Annotated in this window: 18 protein-coding genes and 1 pseudogene; 10 read left to right on the top strand and 9 right to left on the bottom strand. The window is 39.8% G+C overall.

From position 1 onward, the window contains the following. Nucleotides 1-56: 56 nt before the first annotated feature. Together gltA and KKC46_19425 are read right to left on the bottom strand one after the other, a co-directional pair. Nucleotides 57-1,478 carry an NADPH-dependent glutamate synthase gene (gene gltA / locus KKC46_19430; protein MBU1055975.1) on the bottom strand — a complete coding sequence of 474 codons (1,422 nt, stop codon included), beginning with the start codon at nt 1,476-1,478 and terminating at the stop codon, nt 57-59. Between the two features lie 69 nt (nt 1,479-1,547). After that, complete coding sequence (locus KKC46_19425) at nt 1,548-2,378, bottom strand: sulfide/dihydroorotate dehydrogenase-like FAD/NAD-binding protein (protein ID MBU1055974.1); 831 nt, start codon at nt 2,376-2,378, stop codon at nt 1,548-1,550. 424 nt (nt 2,379-2,802) lie between these two features. Between KKC46_19425 and KKC46_19420 the strand changes: the two genes are divergently transcribed. From KKC46_19420 to KKC46_19410, 3 genes are all read left to right on the top strand, one after another. After that, nucleotides 2,803-3,588 carry a TatD family hydrolase gene (locus tag KKC46_19420; protein ID MBU1055973.1) on the top strand — a complete coding sequence of 262 codons (786 nt, stop codon included), beginning with the start codon at nt 2,803-2,805 and terminating at the stop codon, nt 3,586-3,588. 309 nt (nt 3,589-3,897) lie between these two features. Beyond that, on the top strand, nt 3,898-4,311 hold the full coding sequence (locus KKC46_19415) for a cobalamin-dependent protein (protein MBU1055972.1): 414 nt from the start codon (nt 3,898-3,900) through the stop codon (nt 4,309-4,311). A gap of 160 nt (nt 4,312-4,471) precedes the next feature. Next, on the top strand, nt 4,472-6,115 hold the full coding sequence (locus KKC46_19410; GenBank protein ID MBU1055971.1) for a methylmalonyl-CoA mutase: 1,644 nt from the start codon (nt 4,472-4,474) through the stop codon (nt 6,113-6,115). Between the two features lie 126 nt (nt 6,116-6,241). Here the strand turns inward: KKC46_19410 and KKC46_19405 are convergent, their stop codons facing one another. Genes KKC46_19405 through KKC46_19390 form a run of 4 tightly spaced genes read right to left on the bottom strand, consistent with a single transcriptional unit; the run spans nt 6,242 to nt 9,742 of the window. Beyond that, nucleotides 6,242-6,571, bottom strand: a complete 330-nt coding sequence (locus tag KKC46_19405) for a LysR family transcriptional regulator (protein ID MBU1055970.1) — start codon at nt 6,569-6,571, stop codon at nt 6,242-6,244. A 29-nt stretch (nt 6,572-6,600) separates the two neighbouring features. After that, nucleotides 6,601-7,791: a hypothetical protein gene (locus KKC46_19400; protein ID MBU1055969.1), complete on the bottom strand. Its 1,191-nt coding sequence runs from the start codon at nt 7,789-7,791 to the stop codon at nt 6,601-6,603. A gap of 13 nt (nt 7,792-7,804) precedes the next feature. Beyond that, complete coding sequence (locus KKC46_19395; GenBank protein ID MBU1055968.1) at nt 7,805-8,653, bottom strand: MoxR family ATPase; 849 nt, start codon at nt 8,651-8,653, stop codon at nt 7,805-7,807. A 15-nt stretch (nt 8,654-8,668) separates the two neighbouring features. Beyond that, nucleotides 8,669-9,742, bottom strand: a complete 1,074-nt coding sequence (locus KKC46_19390) for a hypothetical protein (GenBank protein MBU1055967.1) — start codon at nt 9,740-9,742, stop codon at nt 8,669-8,671. Between the two features lie 262 nt (nt 9,743-10,004). Here KKC46_19390 and KKC46_19385 point away from each other — a divergent pair, with 262 nt between their 5' ends. Further along, a complete protein-coding gene (locus KKC46_19385; GenBank protein MBU1055966.1) occupies nt 10,005-10,856 on the top strand; it encodes an Mrp/NBP35 family ATP-binding protein in 852 nt (283 codons plus the stop codon). 90 nt (nt 10,857-10,946) lie between these two features. Here KKC46_19385 and KKC46_19380 read toward each other — a convergent pair whose 3' ends face one another. Continuing rightward, on the bottom strand, nt 10,947-12,218 hold the full coding sequence (locus tag KKC46_19380; GenBank protein ID MBU1055965.1) for a putative porin: 1,272 nt from the start codon (nt 12,216-12,218) through the stop codon (nt 10,947-10,949). Nucleotides 12,219-12,653: 435 nt separating this feature from the next. After that, on the bottom strand, nt 12,654-13,562 hold the full coding sequence (locus KKC46_19375) for a hypothetical protein (GenBank protein ID MBU1055964.1): 909 nt from the start codon (nt 13,560-13,562) through the stop codon (nt 12,654-12,656). Nucleotides 13,563-14,021: 459 nt separating this feature from the next. On the opposite strand from KKC46_19375, the gene KKC46_19370 reads away from it, so the two are divergent. The 6 genes from KKC46_19370 to KKC46_19345 all read left to right on the top strand — a co-directional run bounded on the left by KKC46_19370 (nt 14,022) and on the right by KKC46_19345 (nt 21,949). Next, a complete protein-coding gene (locus KKC46_19370) occupies nt 14,022-14,429 on the top strand; it encodes a hydrogenase iron-sulfur subunit (protein MBU1055963.1) in 408 nt (135 codons plus the stop codon). A gap of 25 nt (nt 14,430-14,454) precedes the next feature. Further along, nucleotides 14,455-15,123 carry a methylenetetrahydrofolate reductase C-terminal domain-containing protein gene (locus tag KKC46_19365; GenBank protein ID MBU1055962.1) on the top strand — a complete coding sequence of 223 codons (669 nt, stop codon included), beginning with the start codon at nt 14,455-14,457 and terminating at the stop codon, nt 15,121-15,123. After that, complete coding sequence (locus tag KKC46_19360; protein MBU1055961.1) at nt 15,120-16,052, top strand: methylenetetrahydrofolate reductase; 933 nt, start codon at nt 15,120-15,122, stop codon at nt 16,050-16,052. The genes KKC46_19365 and KKC46_19360 overlap by 4 nt, the downstream gene beginning before the upstream one ends. Nucleotides 16,053-16,065: 13 nt before the next feature. Beyond that, the gene (locus KKC46_19355; GenBank protein ID MBU1055960.1) at nt 16,066-17,475 is read left to right on the top strand and encodes a hypothetical protein; all 1,410 of its coding nucleotides are present in this window, start codon (nt 16,066-16,068) and stop codon (nt 17,473-17,475) included. A 3-nt stretch (nt 17,476-17,478) separates the two neighbouring features. Further along, complete coding sequence (locus KKC46_19350) at nt 17,479-19,029, top strand: alpha-hydroxy-acid oxidizing protein (GenBank protein MBU1055959.1); 1,551 nt, start codon at nt 17,479-17,481, stop codon at nt 19,027-19,029. A gap of 262 nt (nt 19,030-19,291) precedes the next feature. Further along, nucleotides 19,292-21,949: a glutamate synthase gene (locus KKC46_19345; protein MBU1055958.1), complete on the top strand. Its 2,658-nt coding sequence runs from the start codon at nt 19,292-19,294 to the stop codon at nt 21,947-21,949. 11 nt (nt 21,950-21,960) lie between these two features. Here the strand turns inward: KKC46_19345 and KKC46_19340 are convergent. Beyond that, a pseudogene (locus tag KKC46_19340) lies at nt 21,961-22,053 on the bottom strand (SEC-C domain-containing protein). Nucleotides 22,054-22,299 lie beyond the last annotated feature (246 nt).

Genomic DNA, 22,299 nt, shown 5'->3' with positions numbered 1-22,299 from the left:
AATATAGGTGCAATACATGAACCCGTAGGGGCGGGTTCTAAACCCGCACATGGCCCCTACCAGCCTATTGAGAGATACTTATCAATCGAATCGGCGGCTTTTCTTCCGGCCCCCATTGCAAGAATTACGGTTGCAGAACCGGTAACTATGTCACCACCAGCCCATACACCCTTCATCGAGGTTTTACCTGTTTCGTCATCAGCAACAAGATATCCCCACTTATTCAAAGTCAGTTCAGGTGTAGACTGTGTAAGAATAGGATTCGGACCTGTACCTACTGCTACGATAACAACATCACAGTCCATTTTAAATTCCGAGCCTTTTATCGGAACAGGACGCCGTCTTCCGGACTGATCCGGCTCTCCCAGTTCCATTTTAAGGCATTCCATACCGGTAAGTCTTCCCTTTTCGTCCCCAAAAAACTGGGTTGGCGCGGTAAGCAGAAAGAATTCTATACCCTCTTCATCGGCATGATGAATTTCGGCTTTTCTTGCGGGCATTTCCTGTCTTGACCTTCTATATACTATTTTAACATTGTCAGCACCAAGGCGCATGGCAGTTCTTGCAGAGTCCATCGCAACATTTCCTGCACCAAGCACAACAACATTTTTACCTTTTATGATGGGTGTATCATATTCGGGAAATAAATAAGCCTTCATTAAGTTTGCGCGTGTTAAGTACTCGTTTGCGGAAAGAATCCCGATAAGGTTTTCACCAGGAATATTCATAAAAGTGGGAAGTCCGGCGCCTACACCCACAAAAATCGCGTCATAACCCTGTTCAAACAACTCCTCAAGGCTTACGGTTCTTCCAACAACATTATTACACTCAACTTTGGCACCAAGTTTTTCTAAAAAAGCCACTTCAGAAAATACTATTTCTTTAGGAAGCCTGAATTCCGGAATCCCATATACGAGCACACCGCCCGGTTTATGAAAAGCTTCTAAAACTGTAACTTCATGCCCTTTTCTGATAAGATCGGCTGCAACAGTAAGTCCGGCAGGACCTGAACCAACAACAGCTACTTTCTTACCTGTTGAAGGTACGCTTGGCGGAAGTTCGCCTTTGCCATTATTTCTTTCATAATCTGCGGCAAATCTTTCCAGATTACCTATTGCAACAGGGTCACCTTTTTTGCCGACAACACATAAGCCTTCACACTGAATTTCCTGCGGACAAACCCTTCCGCAAACAGCCGGAAGGCTGTTCTTCTGCCATATAACCCTGATAGCTTTTGCAAAATCACCTTCCACAATACAGCTAATAAAGCCAGGTATATCCACCTGAACCGGACAACCCTCAACGCAGCTTGGTTTTTTACATTGCAGGCATCTTTGAGCTTCCAACTTCGCAGTTTCAACAGAATATCCAACAGGAACTTCCTTGAAGTTTCTTCTTCTAACATCAGGAGCCTGCTCTTCCATTGGCTGCCTGGGAATCACTTCTTTTTTAGGTTTCTTTACTACTTCTTCAGCCATGTAAACCTCCGTATAAGAATTTTTTACAAATTCTATATTCTTTAATCCGTTATAAATAAAACGGAAATTCTATTGTTTTAAATTACAAAATGCATCATGACACTCTTTTTCCTCGTCACAATATGCCCGCAAACGGTTCATCAATTCGTCAAAATCAACCTCGTGACCGTCGAATTCAGGTCCATCCACACACGCAAATTTTGTTTCTCCGCCTACAGACACCCGGCATCCGCCACACATGCCGGTGCCATCAATCATTATAGGATTAAGGCTTACAAGCGTTTTGACATTAAATTCTTTAGTCATTTTGGATACAAATTTCATCATAGGAACTGGCCCGATAGCAACCGCAAGCTTGATATCCTGTGTTTCCAGCGTTTTTTTCAAAACATCCGTAACAAATCCGTGATGCCCGTAAGATCCATCATCGGTACATACATGAAGCTCAGTTGATGCCGCTTTCATACGATCTTCAAGTATAAGTAAGTCCTTGTTTCGGGAGCCGATAATTGCTATAACATGGTTTCCTGCTTCTTTAAGGGCCTTGGCAATAGGATGCAAAACAGCAACACCTGTACCACCTCCAACACAAACAACAGTTCCGAGATTCTCAATATGAGTAGGTTTTCCAAGAGGCCCGATTACATCCATATAGCCTTCTCCGACCCTGAGCGTTTTGAAAAGAGCAGTGGATTTTCCAACAACCATATATATAATTGTGATTGTACCTTTATCCGGATTGGTATCCGCCATTGTAAGCGGAACCCTCTCGCCTGTTTCATTAGCCTTTATGATAACAAACTGGCCGGGTTTTGCCTTTTTGGCTATTAAAGGAGCTTCGATTTCATTTAAAATCACAGTGCCCCCAGCCATCTCTTCGCGATTTACAATTTTAAACATTGTTTATTACCTCCGACACAAAATATTATGTTAATACTACAATTCTAAAAAATTAGGTTACTGTATGAAAATAAAATACACCTCAACGATTGTGACGAAAACATATTCTTTTAATTAAATCAACTTTATTTTATAAAAAAATAAAACTTCAAAAATTAAAGCATATACAATATTATTTCTAATTATTATAAAAACTATCATGCATTAAGGGTTCAATTGAAATCACAATGCTATTCTTCTTTACAATAGTATTTCTTTAAAACTTCTTGATCTGTAAGCAGAAGCAGCTTATGTAGTAGGCATAAAAAAATAATATTAAGTTGTTGTTGATAAACTTTTTTTTTAATGTTAAGCGCTCAAATACTGCTGTATATATTTTATATTTTTATAAATACTCCAATTTCAACAAGTTAAGGTGTTATAAATGAAGTTTTTTGATAGTCACTGCCATCTAGATGATAGAGCATATGATAAAGATTTGTCTTCGGTAGTAAATAGAGCAAAAAAAGCAGGTGTTGCAAAAATAATGATTGTCGGGATAGATTTGAAAAGCTCTTTTAAAGCAGTTAAAATAGCAGAATCAAACTCCGGTTTATATGCCTCGGTGGGTGTTCACCCTCATGACTCAAAAGAATGTAGCGATAACACAATAAACGACTTAAAAGACCTTTCAGAAAACGTAAAAGTAAAAGCGTGGGGTGAGATCGGCCTTGATTATAATCGGATGTTCTCACCAATTGAAGCACAGGAAAAGTGGTTTATCAGGCAGCTTGAAGCTGCTGTTGAGCTCTCACTTCCAATAATATTTCATGAAAGAGGCAGTAACGGCAGGTTTTTCGAAATTTTAAAAGACCATAACAAAGAAGAAATCAAAGGGGTCATACACTGTTTCAGCGGAAACCGAAAAGAACTTGAAGAATGTCTCGATATTGGTCTATATATAGGTATTACCGGCATACTAACAATAACAAACCGTGGCGAAGAGTTAAGAAATATGATACCCCTCATTCCTAACGACCGTATCCTTATAGAAACAGACGCTCCTTATCTTACACCGGCTCCTGAAAAAAACAAAACCCGCCGCAATGAACCTGCTTTTGTGAAATCGGTTTTTTTGAAACTTGCCGAAATAAAACAGGAAGATCCCGAAGTTTTATCTGAAAAAATCTTTGAAAATACCTGTAGGTTATTTAATATCAGCCAGGTTTGATTTTATCCAATAGTTATCAAAGTGTTTTCTGGATTACCGGGTATAAGCCAATGAAGCAATTTGCTTATAATTAATCAATGTTATAGGGATTTCTCGAAAAATAAAAAAATCTTTCCTATAATATTCATTTATGATATGATTTTAGGCTTGAATAATTGTTAAGATTCGGATAAAAGGAAAATTTACTAAATAGTTATAGGAAGATAAAATAAAATATTATCAAAAGCCGGCAAAACAAGAGCAACAAAAGTTTAGTTTCATGGTTTGTGGGTGTTTGATGTGTTTATTCTCAAGGGGAGGAAGTGTTTTATGAAGCAAATTAAAGCGATAATTTCAAAAATTGGCCTTGACGGACATGATGTAGGAGCCAAGATTGTAAGCGCAATGTTGCGTGATGCCGGCATGGAAGTGGTTTATCTCGGAAGATTTCAAAGTCCCGAATCAATTTTTAAGGCCACTGTGGAAGAAGATGCAGATGTTATTGGTATAAGCTGTCAGTCATCAAATCATACCAGACTGGTTCCCAAGCTGATTGATATGTTAAAAAAAGAGGGGATGGACCATGTTGTTATAGTTGTAGGCGGAACAATTCCGGATCCTTTTCCTGATGAACTAAAGGCATTGGGTGTAGACGCAGTTATCGGACCAGGGACAATGTCTAAAGTAATAGTAGAAACAATTACATCCCTTGTTGAAAAGAAGCAAAAAAAGGCCTCTGACTAAGGCGAGATAACCTAAAACAGAAACAAAGGATAAAAATATTTTGCCTTGCCATTTTTACCTTAAAAGACGGTGTTCTGATATACCTGGCTTTTGATGGTTGATGTTTTTGGCACATAAAGATTTATTATTGGATTTTTAATCCTGTCAGGGAGGAGTAAATATGAAAACAACGATTCAGGAAGACGCAAACAGAAAGTTTGAGTCGGCTTCAGGTATACCATTAAAAGAGATGTATAGGCCTGAAGACTTAAAAGATTTTGATTATGACAGGGATCTGGGTGAAGCCGGGGAATTCCCTTATACAAGAGGTTTATATAAGGGAATGTTCAGAAACAGGATCTGGACAAGAAGATTTCTTTCAGGATTCGGTTCGGCAAAAGATTCCATGGAAAGACTGAAGTACCTGGCCAGCATAGGTTCGGAAGGAGTTGAGGTTGTAAATGATTATCCCACCCAGGTCGGAATTGACGGAGATCATCCCATGGCAGTTGATGAAGTGGGTCTGGTGGGTATACCGGTAACCTCAATGGATGATACGGAAACCATCCTGGAAGGTTTCCCTCTTGACAGCACAACAATCACTTTCGAATCATCAGGGGCAAGCGGTCCGGTTTTACCCTGTATGTTTTTTGCTATGGCGCAAAAGCAGGGCATTCCTCTTACAGCATTAAACGGCGGTGCAGCTCTGAATTTATATTGCCAGTATTACAGCGGTTTTGTAACACCCCAACCTCTGGATTTATGGTCAAAACTGGCGGTTGATGTGGTGGAATTTTGTTCAAAAAACAAATTGAGAGTTGCGACTTTTCATACAAGCGCACACAATGTTTCGGAGGAAGGAACGCCAGGTGTTATGGAAACAGCCTTGGGCTTTGCTTCCACAATAGCATTTGCCGACCGCCTTGTAGAGCGCGGATTAAATTTTGATGAATTTGCAAACAGAGTTCCTTTTACATTTACAATATGGATGGATTTTTTTGAAGAGGTTGCCAAATTCAGGGCTGCAAGAAGAATATGGGCAAAAATAGCAAGAGAAAGATACGGCTCCAAGAATCCGAGAGCACAAAAGCTTTATATAGCTGCACGGGTATCGGGACTTACAGCTATAGCTCAGCAGCCTCTTAACAACATAGCACGGGTTGCCGTTCAGCTTATGTCGGCTGCTCTTGGCGGATGTAATGCCATTGACCCTGTAATGTATGATGAGCCTTTATGTCTGCCTACGGAAGAGGCAACCAGAATCGGGATGTGCACACAAAACATTCTTGCTTATGAAACCGGAATTGCCAATGTAGTTGATCCTCTTGCCGGCTCTTACTATGTTGAGTGGCTTACGAACGAAGTAGAAAAGAGGTCATGGGAACTTCTTCAGAAGATTCTTGACAAGGGAGGTCTTGAAGAAGGTGTTAAAGACGGATGGATACGAGCAATGATAGACGAGGCCGCTTTAAAGCGTCAAAGAGATATAGAAAGCGGAGACATGAAACTTGTAGGGATTAACGATTTGGTGGTTCCGCCTGAACAAGACCATAAAATTTCCATTCACGTGGTATCGAAGGCTTCGACTGCTGAACAGGTACAGAGAGTAAGAGACATAAAAAAGAAGAGAAATAATAATAACGTTAAAGAATTAATGAAAAAACTGGTAGAAGAAGATAAGCAGGGAAATGTCAATCTTACTCCAACCATGATAGAAGCCTGCAAGGAATATGCAACTATAGGCGAAATATGGGGTTCATTAAGAGTAGGCCGTGGTCATCATTATGACCCGTTTGAAATGATTGAATCGCCTTTTAAAGATTAAAGTAAACCAAAATTAAAATATGGGTGTTTGGTAAATCCTGAAAAACCCGAGAAAATAAAGACGGCTTCGTTTTAAAGCAAATAAGCTTTTACGAAGCCGTTTTGATTTTTTATCGTAATAACTATTTTAGGAAGATTCCAATATCTTTTTGAATCGGGAAACAGATTTTTTCAGAATGGAATCCATTTCCTTTACCATCTGATCATATTCATGAAGAAGTGCCTTTCCTTTGCTTGTAAGACACATGCCTTTGCCATAAGGCTCGACCAGTTTAATATTCAGACGTTGTTCCGAAGCCTTCAACCGTCCCCATGCACCGCGGTACGACATATTTACTTTTTTTACTGCTGCACTCAAGCTTTTGCATTCATCTATAGCCCGGAGCAGTTCTTCACGACCTTTTCCAAATACTACATGGTCATCTTTTTCCAACCAGATTTTATGTTTGATATCCATAAACATCTCCCCAATGCTACCTGTCTTTTCTACTTTGCCATAAGATGTGCTACTGCTTTTTCCAAACCATCAATAGAAAGCTCAAACATAGGTATTATACTGGCTATGGCAACAATTGTTTGTGTATAGCCCCACATGTGTGCCGGAATAGGGTTGAGCCATATGGAATGACGAAAATTTTTAGCAAGAAATTTAAGGCATTCAACGCTTGGTTGTCCACTTCTGTCCTCAATATGGATTGTTCCGTTTCTGGCCATAAGTTCATAAGGAGCCATACTGGCATCTCCAACAATAATCAGTCTTGTCTCAGAATCAAGCTTTGCAAACTCATCTATTTTTTTAGGTCTTTTAAATCTTGATGTATCCAACCAGATTGTATCATAAATAGTATTATGAAAAAAATAAGTCTTTATATCCTTAAACTGGGCTCTTGCATAATCAAACAGAGTCTGTACTACATTTACATAAGGCTCCATAGACCAGCCACCATTATCTATGGCTATAATGATTTTTAACCGGTCTTTTAAAATCCTGTCAAAAACGATTTCAATCTCGCCGGCATTCTTCATAGTTTGATAAATTGTTTTATCTACATTCACCCTGTCTTTAGGCCCTGAGGGGATCATATGCCTTAAGCGTTTAAGCGCCTCTCCGATCATTGCCTGAGATAAAGGGCCACTTAAAGAATAATCCTTATACCTTCTTTCCATGGCGACTTTAACAGCCGACTTGTTTCTTGAAACTCCTCCTACCCGCATACCCCCCGGATGATACCCTGAATGTCCTACCGGTGAAGTCCCGCCGGTTCCAATCCACTTGCTTCCACCTTCATGTCGGCCGTCCTGTTCTTCCAATCGTTTCTTAAAGTATTCTATCAACTCCTCAGGTGAAAGCTTTGATATCTCCGATTCATCCATACCCAGAGCAGAAGCAAGGGTCTTGGGATTTTTAAGCCATTCTTCGAGCATTGATCTTGCCAGCTCATCAAGTTCAACCCCTGTATAATCGGGCATTTCAGCCCCTTCGAAATGATGGGCAAAAACCTGATCATAAAGGTCGAAATATCTTTCACTTTTCACAAGAGTTGCACGTGAAGTCGTATAAAAGTCATCAAGAGTAGCTACAAGCCCCCTGCTTAACGCCTTATGAAGCGTAAGAAAGGATGTTGGGCTTACAGGAATGCCAACCTCTTTCAATTTATAGAAAAATCCAATGAACATGATAAATTCCTGTTTAAATAATTCTTCTGCGGCTTACCGTATTGGTTGCTCTTGCATAATCCGGGCTCTTTTTAAACAGGATGCCAAGATACGGGATATCACCTTTCGCGAGATTTTTTGGCTTAAAATCAGGATCAGACTTTAACGCTCTTATCCAATTTATAAGCTCCCTCGTGGCAGGTCGTTTTTCAATTGCTTCCAACTCACGTAATTTGTAAAAAACATTCACAGAATTTTCCATCAGATCCGAGTCGATATCGGCAAAATGCACTTTGATTATTTTTCTCATCATTTTTGGATCAGGAAAGGCGATATGATGAAAATTACATCTTCCGAGGAAAGGATCAGAAAGATCTTTCTTGGCATTTGAGGTTATTATGATAACCGGACGGTGTTTAGTAGTAATTGTTTTGTCAATTTCAATAATATCAAATTCCATCTGGTCGAGAACATCGAGCATATCATCCTGAAAATCAGTGTCCGCCTTATCTATCTCATCTATTAACAGAATTGTTCTTTTATCGGCTTTAAAAGCCTGGCCGATTTTTCCCATCTTGATATAATCTTCAATATTGCTTACATCTTTATTAGAATCACCAAAGCGGCTATCATTTAAGCGTGTAAGAGTGTCGTACTGGTACAGGGCATCAATTAACTTCATGCTGGACTTCACATTAAGAGTAATGAGCGGCATGCCAAGAGTGTCGGCAATAGCATGGGCAAGCATTGTTTTACCGGTACCGGGTTCACCCTTTAAAAGCAGCGGCATTTCAAGAGCCATAGATATATTTACTATCTTGGCAAGTTCTTCATCCAAAACATAGTGTTTTGCACCTGAAAAAGTTTTTTTATCACTAACCATTTTTTATCCTCTTCTTCAATATATTTCTTTTCTTAAGATTTGCGAAACTTCCTTTGTCATATTAAGCACTTTTGTTGCACTGTCAAGACTTAATGAACCTGTACCGCAGCTTGGTGTAATAAAAGACTGCGCCAAAATATCTGAAATCTTTAATCCGATCGGCTCAAGCAAAGCTATTTTTTCCCGCCAGAGTTTGGCAAGCAAGACAGCGGTTTGTTTTTCAATATCTTCCTGCTGTGATGTTGGTATTATGCCCCATGCGATAAGTCGCCCTGAATCGAGATAATTTTTGATATGATCCTGATATAGAATAAATTTATCAAAATATGAATAAGCATCAAAGCTTATTATATCAACAGATGAGTCAAGCAATAAGGACCAGTCGGCATTTGAACAAACATGTATTCCGGCCAGAGCGCCTTCCTGATGAACTGCATCTATAACTTCTTCAAAAAATCCGGCAACTTCATTTGGAGAAATACCTATAAAGGCCGATGATCCCATAGCAGCAAATCCAGGTTCGTCGAAGAAAATAATTACAGGGACACCAATTTTTGCAAGCTGGCGAACCTGCCATTTTGCTTTCATTGCTACTAACTTTACTACTGCGTCCTTAACATCCTCATTGTAATAAACAGCTTTGCCTTCCCGGTCTAAAACACCCGTTGCAAGTGTTAACGGGCCCGTTATCTGGCCTTTTACTGCAACAGGCTTCACCGAAAGTCCTTTGATTTTCTCAAGATAAACAAAAAAACCTTTTGCAATATCCGGCGTTAGAATAAACCTTGAATCATCGAGTTCTTTTTTGCCTTCAACTACAGTAATATATTCCTCATAAAACTCAACAAGATCATCATCAAAATGCCTTCCCGAAGTATTGATAAAAACCTTGTCATCTTCTTTGGTTACACCTGGAAGACCTGGTAAAAACTGAGCTATCATACCCTCATTCTTATAATAAGGAAGCTGGACCCACAAAGGTATTTCCGGCGTATTTTCAAGAACAATATTAATAGCCATAAGGTGGTCAGCGATCGGGAGACTTCCAATCAAGAGCGGCAAGCCGCAAGGTCTGAAATTGCACTTCATAGGGCTTAGTCCTTAGTTATTGTTAATTGTATAAGATAACAGATAATTAATGAAGCAGGCAGCTTCACGTTTTTAAGAATCAACAGAAAACAAATATCATGCGTTGTATTGTCTTACAATAAAAACCTTCATATTTGTGACTAATCCTTAATTCGTATCAATTATTTGAATCTTGCATAAAATAAACTCTGGTTGTATGAATACCTATATTTTTGATAAAGTTGAACATATTAATAACTGATAGTTTCAGGAGGCAAAACAAATGGAAATGATTCATGGTGGGGGCACTTGTGGTGCTGGAAAACAGCAAATGAAAAAGGATGAACAGGATATATCTGTTGAAAACTCTTTAAAAAAAATAAAAAATAAATTTGTAATTATGAGTGGAAAAGGCGGAGTCGGAAAAACAAGCACGTCTGTTAATCTTGCCATAGCTCTTTCAAATAAAGGTTTTAAAGTTGGATTGATGGATGTTGATTTGCACGGTCCGGATGTTCCCAGAATGCTTGCTTTAAAGGGGGAGCTTACATTGAGCAGTAACAATAAACTAGCCCCAATGAAATATTCTGAAAAACTGAGTGTTATATCTATTGAAGCGCTTATTTCAGATAAAGATGAGGCTATTATTTGGCGTGGCCCCATGAAGTATTCTGCAATAAAGCAATTTATCGGCGATGTTGACTGGGGTGAGCTTGATTTTCTGATTATAGACAGCCCTCCCGGCACAGGGGATGAACCTTTGACTGTAGCGCAAACAATAAAAGACGCAAAAGCCATTATTGTCACAACACCACAGGAAGTGTCTCTTGCAGATGTAAGAAAATCAATAAGCTTTTGTAAAACATTAAAAATTGAAGTATTTGGGCTAATAGAAAATATGAGCGGTTTAACCTGTCCCCATTGCAATAAGGATATCGATCTTTTTGGAGTAGGCGGAGGGGAAAAAATGGCAGGTGAAACAGGAATTATATTTCTTGGTAAAATTCCGTTTGATCACAATGTCGTGTCATGTGGCGATTCAGGGGCATCTTTAATTGATAAGCACTCAGATTCTCCGGTAGCAAAAGCCTTTGATGCCGTTGCGGATAAAATGGCAAAGCTTGCGGGTATCTGATTATTTTTCTATAAAAAAGGCCGGATATTATGATGAAAGATATCCGGCCTTACATTTTAAAGTATATTCCGTTATTTAACTTGAATTAATTTAAAAATTTACATTCAAATCCGCCTGCAAAACATTTTGTCTATCGTCATCGGTACGTTGAATATGTCTGTAATTCCAATAAGTAAGTGATAAAAAGACATTTTTATATATACCGAAACCTGCAAAGGCATTATGTCCTTTTATATTGGTAGTGCCATTATATGCTGTGCTGCAAGGCAGGAAATCCGGCCAGGCATCTCTTTCAAGACGTCTGTAATTGTATTTTACCTGCCAGTCGCCAAAATCCTTTATGCTTTTGTCGCCGAATTTAAAACCGGCCAGCCAGCCGTCATTGTCATTATTTGCATCTAATGCGTGCACATACTGCGCAAATACCGCTGCATAAGGAATTGGACCGGGTATTTTGGTCATACCAAATTCAATATCACCTGCTAAAGAATCATAGTCGTATATCCAGTTATTTGCAGCATCCTGGGAATTTGAGTTTCTAGAAAGGCCTAATCCCCAGTCACTTGTCCAGTTATTACCATCAACATAGTTGAAATTATAATACGTACCGGCAGCTTTAAGATACATGCCGCCCGGCAAATTCAAATTTACACCAGGCTGAAGAGCAATCAGGTAGGGATCCCTAGATGTATCGCCAGACTCATCAAGCATGAACCAGCCTATGTTTCCAAATAATTCAACGTCCTTAACAGGTTTAAATTTTAATTTTACGGCTATTCCTTCAGGATTAATATCACCGTCCCACATAAGCTGTTCAGGGTTCCATAAAGGGTTTTTAAATTTTCCTGCTATTAAGCTTGCCCATCCAACAGGTGTATATTGTGCGAATGCATAATCCAACCAGATCTCTTTGCTGCTGGAATTATTAGTAAATGTCTGGTCAACCGAACGAGGATTCCCATCGCTACCGGTTGCAAAACCGACTCCTACCACCCATTGTTCATTGACTTTTGTTTCAGCACCGAGTCTTAACCTGACACGCCCCCTGTTTTGATTAGGGTTAGTATCGCCCTGTGTGTCCTGATTTTCGTACCGAACTCTTATATCACCCTTAACTTTAGTGTTTTCTACCCATTTTGGCAGATCAAAACCTTTGGGCGCTTGTTTTGAGGCGACTTCCTTTTTCTCTTTTGCTTCTTCGGCCTGCATCTCATTGATAAGTTCCGTAGCTTCCGATTTGGTAAGAATTTTTTTCTCAACAAGTTTGTCTATCAGCTTATCAACGCTGCCTGCCCAAGACGAACCAATTGCAAATACCGACAATGCAATTGCAGCTAATACAATTAAACACAATTTTTTCATCTCTTCTTCCTTCCTCCTTTTTTTGTAGATTTACAATTTGATAGCTATTAAATCATGTTGTTACTGACATATGCGGCATATGCCATGCATGCTATATATGCGTCAAGAAAATAAAAATTCCTTTCAATGTTTTAATCAAATATCAATTAAAAGAATTATATGAACAGTCTATTATGTTTATTAAAGCTTTTTGCATATTAAAAGATAGTCGATAGTAAATACAAAGAAAAAAACTGCCAGTCCAATAGATAATGTCGATATGAATAGTTGGTATTTATAGATTAACTATATATGCATTCCGATCTGTGAATAGCTGACATGGCAAGCAGTTATTTTTCAAGCTGATTGCTGTATGTGTATTAACAAGTATCGTATAGATAGAATTTTAGGGGAAAGTATAAAGAATCAGTTTTTTACAATATTATAATAAATAGCTTATACTTCTATAGACTGATAAATGGCTTTTAATCCTGCTATGTCAGTTCCTTTATAAAGACCGCAGTTTGTACCAAGGATTAACCCTTTTTTCTTAGACAACATAGATAAAGAATCTGAATATTTTTGCAAGTAATCATGAGTAGATGCTTTTAATGTGTCGTCTGTATCAATATGACCCCATAAACAAATTTTATCCCCATACTTTTTTTGCAAATCAACTATATCCATTCCGGAATGTTTTTCTATGCATTGAATTCCATGAAAGTTAATATCAATCAGATCGGGTATAATTTCCTGATAGTTTCCATCAGAATGATAAAATGCAAAAATTCCCAAACGGCGGATTTCTTCAACCTGCCTTGCAAGAGAAGGCAGAAAATACTTCCTGATTGTTTCAGGATTTACAATAAGTCCTTGTGAAAAAGCAACATCATCCGCCAGTATTATGCCATCAATCCCTTTTTGTGATAAGTTCCTGAATATGGAAATATTTAATTTTTCCACCATATCTACAAAAGATACTATACTTGATGGTGATTTTTTTGTAAGCTTCAGAAAGTCCACCCAGCCTTGGATACGCATACCTGTTTCTAATGCTCCATCCATAATCGCAAAAGTAAAAAGGGAAGTACTGCGCCATTTTTCGATATCAGGCCATTTTACTTCTTTTGGATTAGGAAGCTTGTCTTTTTCGCATTCTATAATCGGTGAAATCGTATAAGCATCAAGTCCCAATAAATTGACAAACTCAAGTCTTTCTTCAAAACCGACATTGCTGCAATTTAATTCACGGCTTATTACTTCATCTGTAATGCATAACTCACCTTTTGGAATCCTGTCTGTTATTTCATGGTATACTGCTTTTAGCATTCTTTGCCGGGAACTAAATGGTATTTTTATGCTCATAAGGTAAATAATTCCTTATTTATTAAATATTGATTATAAAAATAGTATTTTATTTCGCTATGATTATTTAATTATATTTGCTTAATCTAATATTAAAAAGTATCATACAAGCAAGTTTTATCATTATCAAGTTTATGGTATTTTCAGGCTGCAAATTCAGATAAATATATTTTAAAAATCAGAATAAGCCAAACTGTAAAAGCGCTATCTAAAAATATACTTAAATTTCATATTTATCATAAAATGCCTTGACAAAACATTTCTGTGATATATTTTGATTAAGTTCAACTAGAAACAAATGGTGCACAATGGAGTGTATATCTTGTTTCAAAATAAAAAGACAAAGACGTCTGTTTCGCAAGCTTTATGCGAACGACGTCTTTTTTTGTTTTATGAATCCCATAATCTTATTTTTATAAAAAACATAGCCGCATACGGCATGATTGTTGGTTTAAACAAATGAAAAAAAAATTAAAACCCAAAATAACTGTGTTCCATTGTATAAATTCAATTAACAACTGTGAATCTTTGCCCGTGCCATATAAAGATACTTTTAAATTAAAAGCTGTCAAGATGGCTTGTTCCAGCATGGTAAAAGATGCGTTTTTACTTCGTGCTTTTGAAGCCGGCGCTGATGCGGTAATAGTATTTGTGTGCCCGGAAGGCCAATGCCGTTATGTGGAAGGAAATATAAGGGCCAAAAAACGCGTTAACTGGGTCAAAAACCTGCTGGATGAAATAGATATTGGCGGAAAACGTCTGTCTTTATATAACATTGCCGCCGGTGATACTGAAACGGCTGTTCAAATTATAAGACAGGTTTTAACCGATATTGCAGAAATGGGTCCCAATCCGGTCAGACACTGAAATAATTAATTAATGGAGTAATATTATGATAGTTGGAAAACAAAAATCTATCGCTGAAATCAAGGAAATCATTTCTCCATACAAAAAGGTGCTCATTCTTGGCTGTGGCACCTGCGTAAAAACCTGCTTTGCAGGAGGAGAAGACGAGGTGGCGACTTTATCTTCAGCTTTACGTCTTGCAAACAGAAAAGATGGTAAAGATATTTATATTGAAGAATTAACTGTTGAAAGGCAATGCGAAGATGAATTTATTCAGGAAGCAGCAATCGCTGTTTCGAAAAACTCAGCCGTTTTGTCTTTAGCTTGCGGCGCCGGCGTTCAGGCAATTGCAAGACGTTTTGCGGATGTTCCGGTACTGCCCGGTGTCAATACAACCTTTATCGGTGTTCTTGAAAAACAAGGCCTTTTTACTGAAGAATGCCTTGGATGCGGCGATTGCAAGCTGGCCGATTTTGGTGGAATATGTCCTGTTACCAGATGTGCAAAAAAACTCCAGAATGGTCCATGTGGCGGTTCCCAGAATGGCATATGCGAGGTCAATCCTGATACTGAATGTGCATGGCAACAGATAATAATACGACTTGGTAATCTGGGGCAGCTTGACAATTTAAAAAAATATAATCCACCGAAAGACTGGCGTACCAGTCATGCTGGCGGGCCCAGAAAATTAGTAAGAGAGGATCATATTATATGAAGAGCGAATCGCTAAGCAATCTGCAGAGTATTTTGGATAAAGGAGAGTTTGCCGTAACTTCAGAGTGTGGGCCACCCCGCGGAGCTGATCCTGAAATAATCCGAAAAAAAGGCGAACTGCTTAAAGGGTATGTAGATGCAGTAAATGTAACGGATAACCAGACGGCTATTGTAAGAATGTCTAGTATTGCAGCCTGTATACATCTTGTGCAGATGGGGCTTGAACCTGTCATGCAAATGGTTACGAGAGACCGCAACAGAATTGCGCTTCAATCGGATATACTTGGTGCTAACTCTTTGGGGATAAAAAACATTCTCTGCCTTTCAGGAGACCATCAAACGTTTGGCAGCCAGCCTGATGCTATGAATGTTTTCGATATAGACTCAATGAATCTGGTAAATATGGTTAAAACTATGAAAACGGAAGGCAAGGATATGAGTGGATTTGATTTGAAAAGTCCGCCAAAGATGTTTATTGGCGCTGCTGCCAATCCCTTTGCCGATCCGTTTGAATACCGCATAATCCGGCTAGCCAAGAAAATCGATGCAGGCGCTGATTTTATTCAAACTCAGTGCGTTTATAATCTGGACCGTTTCAAACAATGGATGCATCTTGCCCATGAGGAAGGGCTTACGGAAAAAACACATATTTTGGCAGGGGTAACCCCTTTGAAATCTGAAAGAATGGCTAACTATATGGCTACCAAAGTGGCTGGAATGGATGTTCCCGAATCCCTGATTAAACGTATGGGGAGTGTGCCAAAGGAAAAAGCGGCCAAAGAGGGCATCAAAATTTGCGTGGAAACTATTGCTAAGTTGCGCGAGATAAAAGGAGTGCACGGTGTCCACATTATGGCTATAGAATGGGAAGAAAAAGTCGGCCCGATAGTTGAGGCAGCCGGTCTTTCACCCAGGCCGCAAGCAGTTTAGCCCGGAGGACGGTATGCCAAAAAAATATCACGTTCCAGTCAAGACGGCAATTCCACGATTCAACCCGGTTGGTAAATATACTACTGTTGAATTCAGGGAGGACTGTGCAGGAAGCTGCCGTAAATGTGTCAAGAAAGCATGCGTATACAATATCTTTAACGACAATTATAAACATATTGCTTTAATGGAAGAACCTGAATATCTGTATGCCTGCCAGAGCTGTTTCCGTTGTGTGCAGGAATGCACCAGGGGTATATTTTCGCGTGTAATAAATCCTGATTATCGCTCATTGGGAGATGATTACTGGCACTCTGATATTATTCATCGCACATGGTATCAGGCACATACAGGTAAAATTCCTGTTTCGGGAGCAGGCTACCGGGGCCCTTTTGTAGGAGAGGGCTTTGACTCAATGTGGACGGATATGTCGGAGATTGTACGGCCCACACGAGACGGCATTCACGGCAGAGAGTATATCAATACCGGCATTGAGCTTTCCCGCAGAAACTCAAGGTTGAGTTTTGCAAAAGACGGAACTCTTCTAACCAAAACACTGCCCATTTTTGAAATACCAATACCATTAATTTTTAAACAACCCGATTTCGGAGTATTAAGCGAAAATGTTTTACAGTCTATGGTACAGGCTGCATATATTCTGGGCAGTATGTTATTAATTGATCCTCAATACTACTCTGAAAACTTCAGGTCATTTGCTCAATGTCTTATACCGACTCTTTCAAAAAAGAATTATATTGATTTTCTTGAGCATGTGCCTGAGATAAGAATGGTAGAACTTGCTTATGAAGAGGAAACAGCAAAAGTAATAGAAGATCTGCGGGCGTCTAAACCCGGCCTTGTTATCTCTGTTGCTGTTCCCTTAAACCGTGATTCTTCATCGCGAGCCATTGAACTTGTGGAATATGGAGTCGATACAATTCATTTTTATGCAAATGAACGGGGTCGGGAATTTGACTCTGAAAACCCCAGATTTTTAAAAGAAATGATCAGAGAGGTTCATCTTGCTCTTGTTGACAAGCAGTTAAGAAACAAAGTCAACCTGATTTTTTCAGGCGGGATTGCCATGGCGGAACATGTAGCTAAATCCATAATATGTGGAGCCGATGGCGTAGCTGTTGATCTTGTTTTGCTTATCGCGCTTGAATGCCGCTTATGCCGCCAGTGTGTGAAAGGTGAAACATGCCCGGTAAAAATAGGCAACATAAACCCTGACTGGGGCAAACAAAGGATTATTAATCTTGTCGGCGCCTGGCGGAATCAATTAATTGAAGTAATGGGAGCCATGGGTATTCGTGAAGCAAGACGGTTAAGGGGTGAAGTCGGCCGTTCAATGTGGTTTGAGGATCTGGAAAAGGAAAGTTTCGGTCCTATTTTCGGAGAAAGAAAAATATCGGGGTTGGTATAAAAGATGAATAGTGATAATAAAAAAAATAAACTGCCGGAAACTATAGTCACTCCTTCGAGATTTAGAAATACTATCGGCAAGTACACAATAAAAAGAAATTCCAGCTGCATTTCCTGTGGGCTATGTGCAGAGCTTTGCCCGTATGGTGTGCACCCAAGATATGATAATTTCAGCAAACCGCTTAGACCCATAGACCATAAATGCATAGGATTTAAATGCAAGGAAAATGAATTTTATTGTATAGATCGTTGTCCACAGCAGGCGCTTACTTTGCGTCTTAATCCTATTTTAGATACGCTTGGTGATTATCGATGGACTAATGAAATGCTGATTGGCCACTGGGAAATGGCGGAAACCGGCAATCTGCCTATAGTTGATCTTGAATACAATCTTGGTAATTCCGGCGGCGGTTTTGATAAAATGCGTTTTAAACTGCTTGAAGAGGGAAAGTATCTTGATCTGGCTGATGAAGATATGGACACAAGCATTGTTTTAAATAAACGCTCAGACGGTCGCCCGGAAATTACTATATCGATTCCATGTTACGGCGGAGGGATGTCATATGGTTCAACAGCATTAAATGTTATGGTGGGGCGTGCCAGAGCCGCAAAAACGCTCAATACTCTAACCTGCACAGGTGAGGGCGGGTATCCGGAAGCATTGGTTCCCTATGCTGATCATGTAATTACACAGATTGCAACCGGTCTGTTTGGTGTGCGTGAAAAAACAATTAAGTATGCTCCAATAGTTGAGTTTAAATACGCCCAGGGCGCAAAGCCAGGTTTGGGTGGTCATCTGCTTGGTGAAAAAGTAACGCCTAAAGTTGCTGCCATGAGGGAAACTGTTGTGGGAAATCCCCTGTTTTCGCCGTTTCCTTTTCATAGTGTTTATTCTATAGAAGATCATAAAAAACATGTTGACTGGGTCAAGGAGATCAATCCGCGTGTTTTGGTATCAGTCAAAGTATCCACGCCATCTGATGTCGATATGGTTGCCGTGGGAAGTTATTACGCCGGGGCACATATCGTACATATAGACGGCAGTTATGGCGGAACAGGAGCAGCTCCCGATATTGCCAAGAAAAATATTGCCATGCCGATTGAATATGCAATTCCTAAAGTGCATAAATTTTTAACTGACGAGGGAGTACGGGATAAAATTTGTCTTATTGCAAGCGGTGGGATAAGAAATGGTATAGATGTAGCAAAGGCAATAGCTCTTGGTGCTGATGGAGTAGTAATAGGCACAGCAGAACTTGTTGCTTTAGAATGTGTGCGCTGTGGAAACTGTGAAAGCGGCAGGGGTTGCGCCCGAAGTATTGCTACAACTGATCCCGAACTTGGAAGTATTATTACGGAAGAATGGACTCAAAAGCGTATTGTCAATATGTATAGTGTATGGCGCAAGCAATGGTGTGAAATATTAAGACAATATGGCATGAAAAGCATTCGTGAGCTTGTAGGCCGCAGTGATCTTTTAGTTCATCTTGATTATCTTGAAGAGAACGAAAGGCGAAAGTACCAAACGGCGCCAAATAAAAAGCTGATTATATAAAAAGGATTCAAGGGTTCGAGGATTCAAGGGTTTGAGAGTTCAAGGGTTCGAGGGTTTTCATACTAATTCCCCCTTAGAAAAGGGGGATTAAGGGGGTTGTAAAAAATATATTGTATAACCCTAAATTGGAAGTACTATCAAAAAAACTCTGACACCGCACAACCCCCTAGCCCCCTTTCCTAAGGGGGAATTTGCGTGGATATCCTTTTATTAAAAGGGAATTAAAGGGTGTGACCAAAAAAACCAAAGGAAGAACATACTAATGCATAACAACAGGGAAGCCATAATAAATAAAATACTTGCTGGCCGGGCAAACTTGCCGCAAAGTAATATACCCACAGAAAAACCTGCTGAAGAAGGCGGCTGCGGGGTTACCGGGTTTATCTGCTCGATTCCGGTCGGCGGTCGACATATTTTCGAGCCTTCTTTGCAGATGCATAACCGGGGTAATGGCAAGGGCGGAGGTATAGCAGCCGTGGGCATTGCCCCTGAAAGTCTTGGTGTTACCCAACAAGTTCTTGATACGCATTATATGCTGCAAATCGCACTTCTTGATCCCAAGGCTCGTCGTGATGTAGAAAAAAGCAATATTGAGCCTTACATGGAAGTTCATAAAGCAGAAAAAATCCCTTCGGTTGATGACTACCGTGATATTCCAGGACTGGAAGTAAAGCCTCCCGATGTATGGCGCTATTTTGTCAGAGTTAAAACCGATGTTCTTGGTCGCTTTATAGAAGATAAAGGTTTGCAGGATATGGATCCGCAAAAAGCGGAAGATGAGTTTATCTATCAAAATACTTATAAGCTCAACCAGAAATTTTATTCCTCACTTGGAAAGCAGAGAGCTTTTGTTCTTTCTCACGGCCGCAATATAATGATTCTTAAAATAGTCGGCTACGCGGAAAAGGTCGCCCAATACTACCTGTTAGATGATTTTAAGGCTCACGGCTGGATAGCACACCAGCGCTTTCCTACAAAAGGCCGGGTATGGCATCCGGGAGGCGCTCATCCTTTTATCGGACTGGATGAAGCACTTGTTCACAACGGTGACTTTGCGAACTATCATGCAGTAAGTGAATATCTGAAACAAAATAATATATTTCCGCAGTTTTTAACCGACACCGAAGTTTCGGTTCTTATGCTGGATCTGTTAAACAGAACATTTGAATATCCTATGGAATATATTATTGAGGCTCTGGCACCGACATCCGAATATGATTTTGACCGCTTACCTGCCGAAAAGCAGCATATATACAGATATATTCAGTCCAATCATATTTTTAACTCACCGGATGGTCCGTGGTTTTTTATTATTGCCCGCAATGATTTTTATAATAATCAGCTTCAGCTGTTAGGCATTACAGATACGGCCATGCTGCGTCCTCAGGTTTTTGCCCTGCAGGAAGGAGAAGTGCAGATAGGTCTCATCTGCTCGGAAAAACAAGCTATCGACGCAACACTTCAAAGCCTTGCAGCCGAAGACAGCCGTTTCTGCCCGGTTGCCGATAAATACTGGAATGCGCGTGGTGGAAGCGCCACAGACGGCGGATCATTTCTTTTCACAGTCAGAGATAATGGAAAAGGTACCGGCGAAAAAGAACTTGTATGCACCAACAAATTTGGGGAAACAGTCGATGTCCCTAAAGATAAAATTCCCTGCAATATGACTATAGACATTTCATCTCATGCGGATGCCAAAGATATTTCGCAAGAAATTGAAAATCTATTTTCAACTAAAGATCCTGCCGCAGTTACCACTTATGTTATAGCAAATATCTCTTCCTGGGATTATGAAAAATTGAGAATTGCCTGCAATGAAATGGTTAAACTTGCAGGTATAAATGATGATAACGCTTCGAAAGCAATATATGTGTTAACCACACTAAATGATCAGCTTTATCCGGTTGGTATAAAGAAACGCAGTTGGGTGCTTAATATTATAAGAAACAGCCTTACTCTTCTTTTTAAAGCGGTAAAGAATTTGGATAGTAAAGATTCCGGCATTTACCGCCACATAGACTGGGATACCCGCTTATCAATTCGGGCACCCAAAGTTGACGAGAAAATTCTGATAATAAATGCAAGAGATTTCACGCCTGAAGGCGATGATTGTGATGCAAGACTTATATGTGCGGCATATGAGCTTGGCTGGAAACAATTTATCTGCTACGGCTATAAGGGCCAGAGATTTACAGGATGCGGCTTAAGTGATGGCGCAGATGGTGTAAGAATTGATGTATACGACAGCTCCGGTGACTATCTTGCTTCAGGAATAGATGGTCAGGAAATATATGTGCATGATAATGCCCAGGATCAATTGGGCCAGATTATGAAAAGAGGAAAGCTTGTTGTTTACGGTGATGTAGGGCAGACTTTCATGTATGGGGCAAAAGGGGGAAATGTATTTGTTCGCGGCAATGCGGCAGGGCGTCCTCTTATAAATGCCGTAGGTTCTCCAAGGGTAGTAATTAACGGGACATGTCTGGATTACCTGGCAGAATCTTTTATGGCCGGTGACGCTTTAAACGGCGGAGGTTTTGTTATTATAAACGGCCTTGAGTTTGATGAAGACGGTAATGCTAAAACATTGGAAAATCCTTATCCGGGTTCAAACCTGTTTTCTCTTGCATCCGGCGGAGCAATATATATCAGGGACCCTTTTAATAACTTGGTAAATGAACAACTAAACGGCGGTGAATATGTCGATCTTAGCCCTGCCGATTGGGATCTTATAAAGCCGTATCTGGAAGAAAATGAAAGGCTGTTCGGAATCTCTGTAGAAAATGATCTTCTTACTGTAAACGGTGAAAGAAAAGACTATAGCGAAGTATTCCGCAAAGTCATGGCAGCAAAACTTGATGTGCTCGCTATAGAATCTGTTGCCTCGGAAGAGTACGGCGTAGACTGGGATGAAGAATAGCAGAGTCTTGATTATTTGATTTTGTTCAAACAGCATTTTTTATATTTTTTTCCACTACCGCAAGGGCAGGGTTCATCCCTGCCCACTTTTGGAGTATCCCTTTTTCAACGGAGCCAGTTTCAAAACGTCCCATTTTAGCCGATCTCTGCGTTGGGCTCAAATTTATATATAACCGGTTGCCCCCTTCAACTGGAGAATACTCACTTGCTATCTTTTGCCGCTAAGAGCTTTAATCCTTCGGTTTGTTCTAAAAACAGCTGCATATGAGGATAGGGAATCTCGATACCCGCTTTGTCCAATGCACGTTTGCCTTTTTCAGTATATTCCCACATAAGGGTATATTTCAAAAG

Source organism: Pseudomonadota bacterium, assembly GCA_018817425.1.
Classification (GTDB): domain Bacteria; phylum Desulfobacterota; class Desulfobacteria; order Desulfobacterales; family RPRI01; genus RPRI01.
Note: the sequence above shows the minus strand (reverse complement) of the source record. Positions and strands in the feature narration are given on the sequence as shown.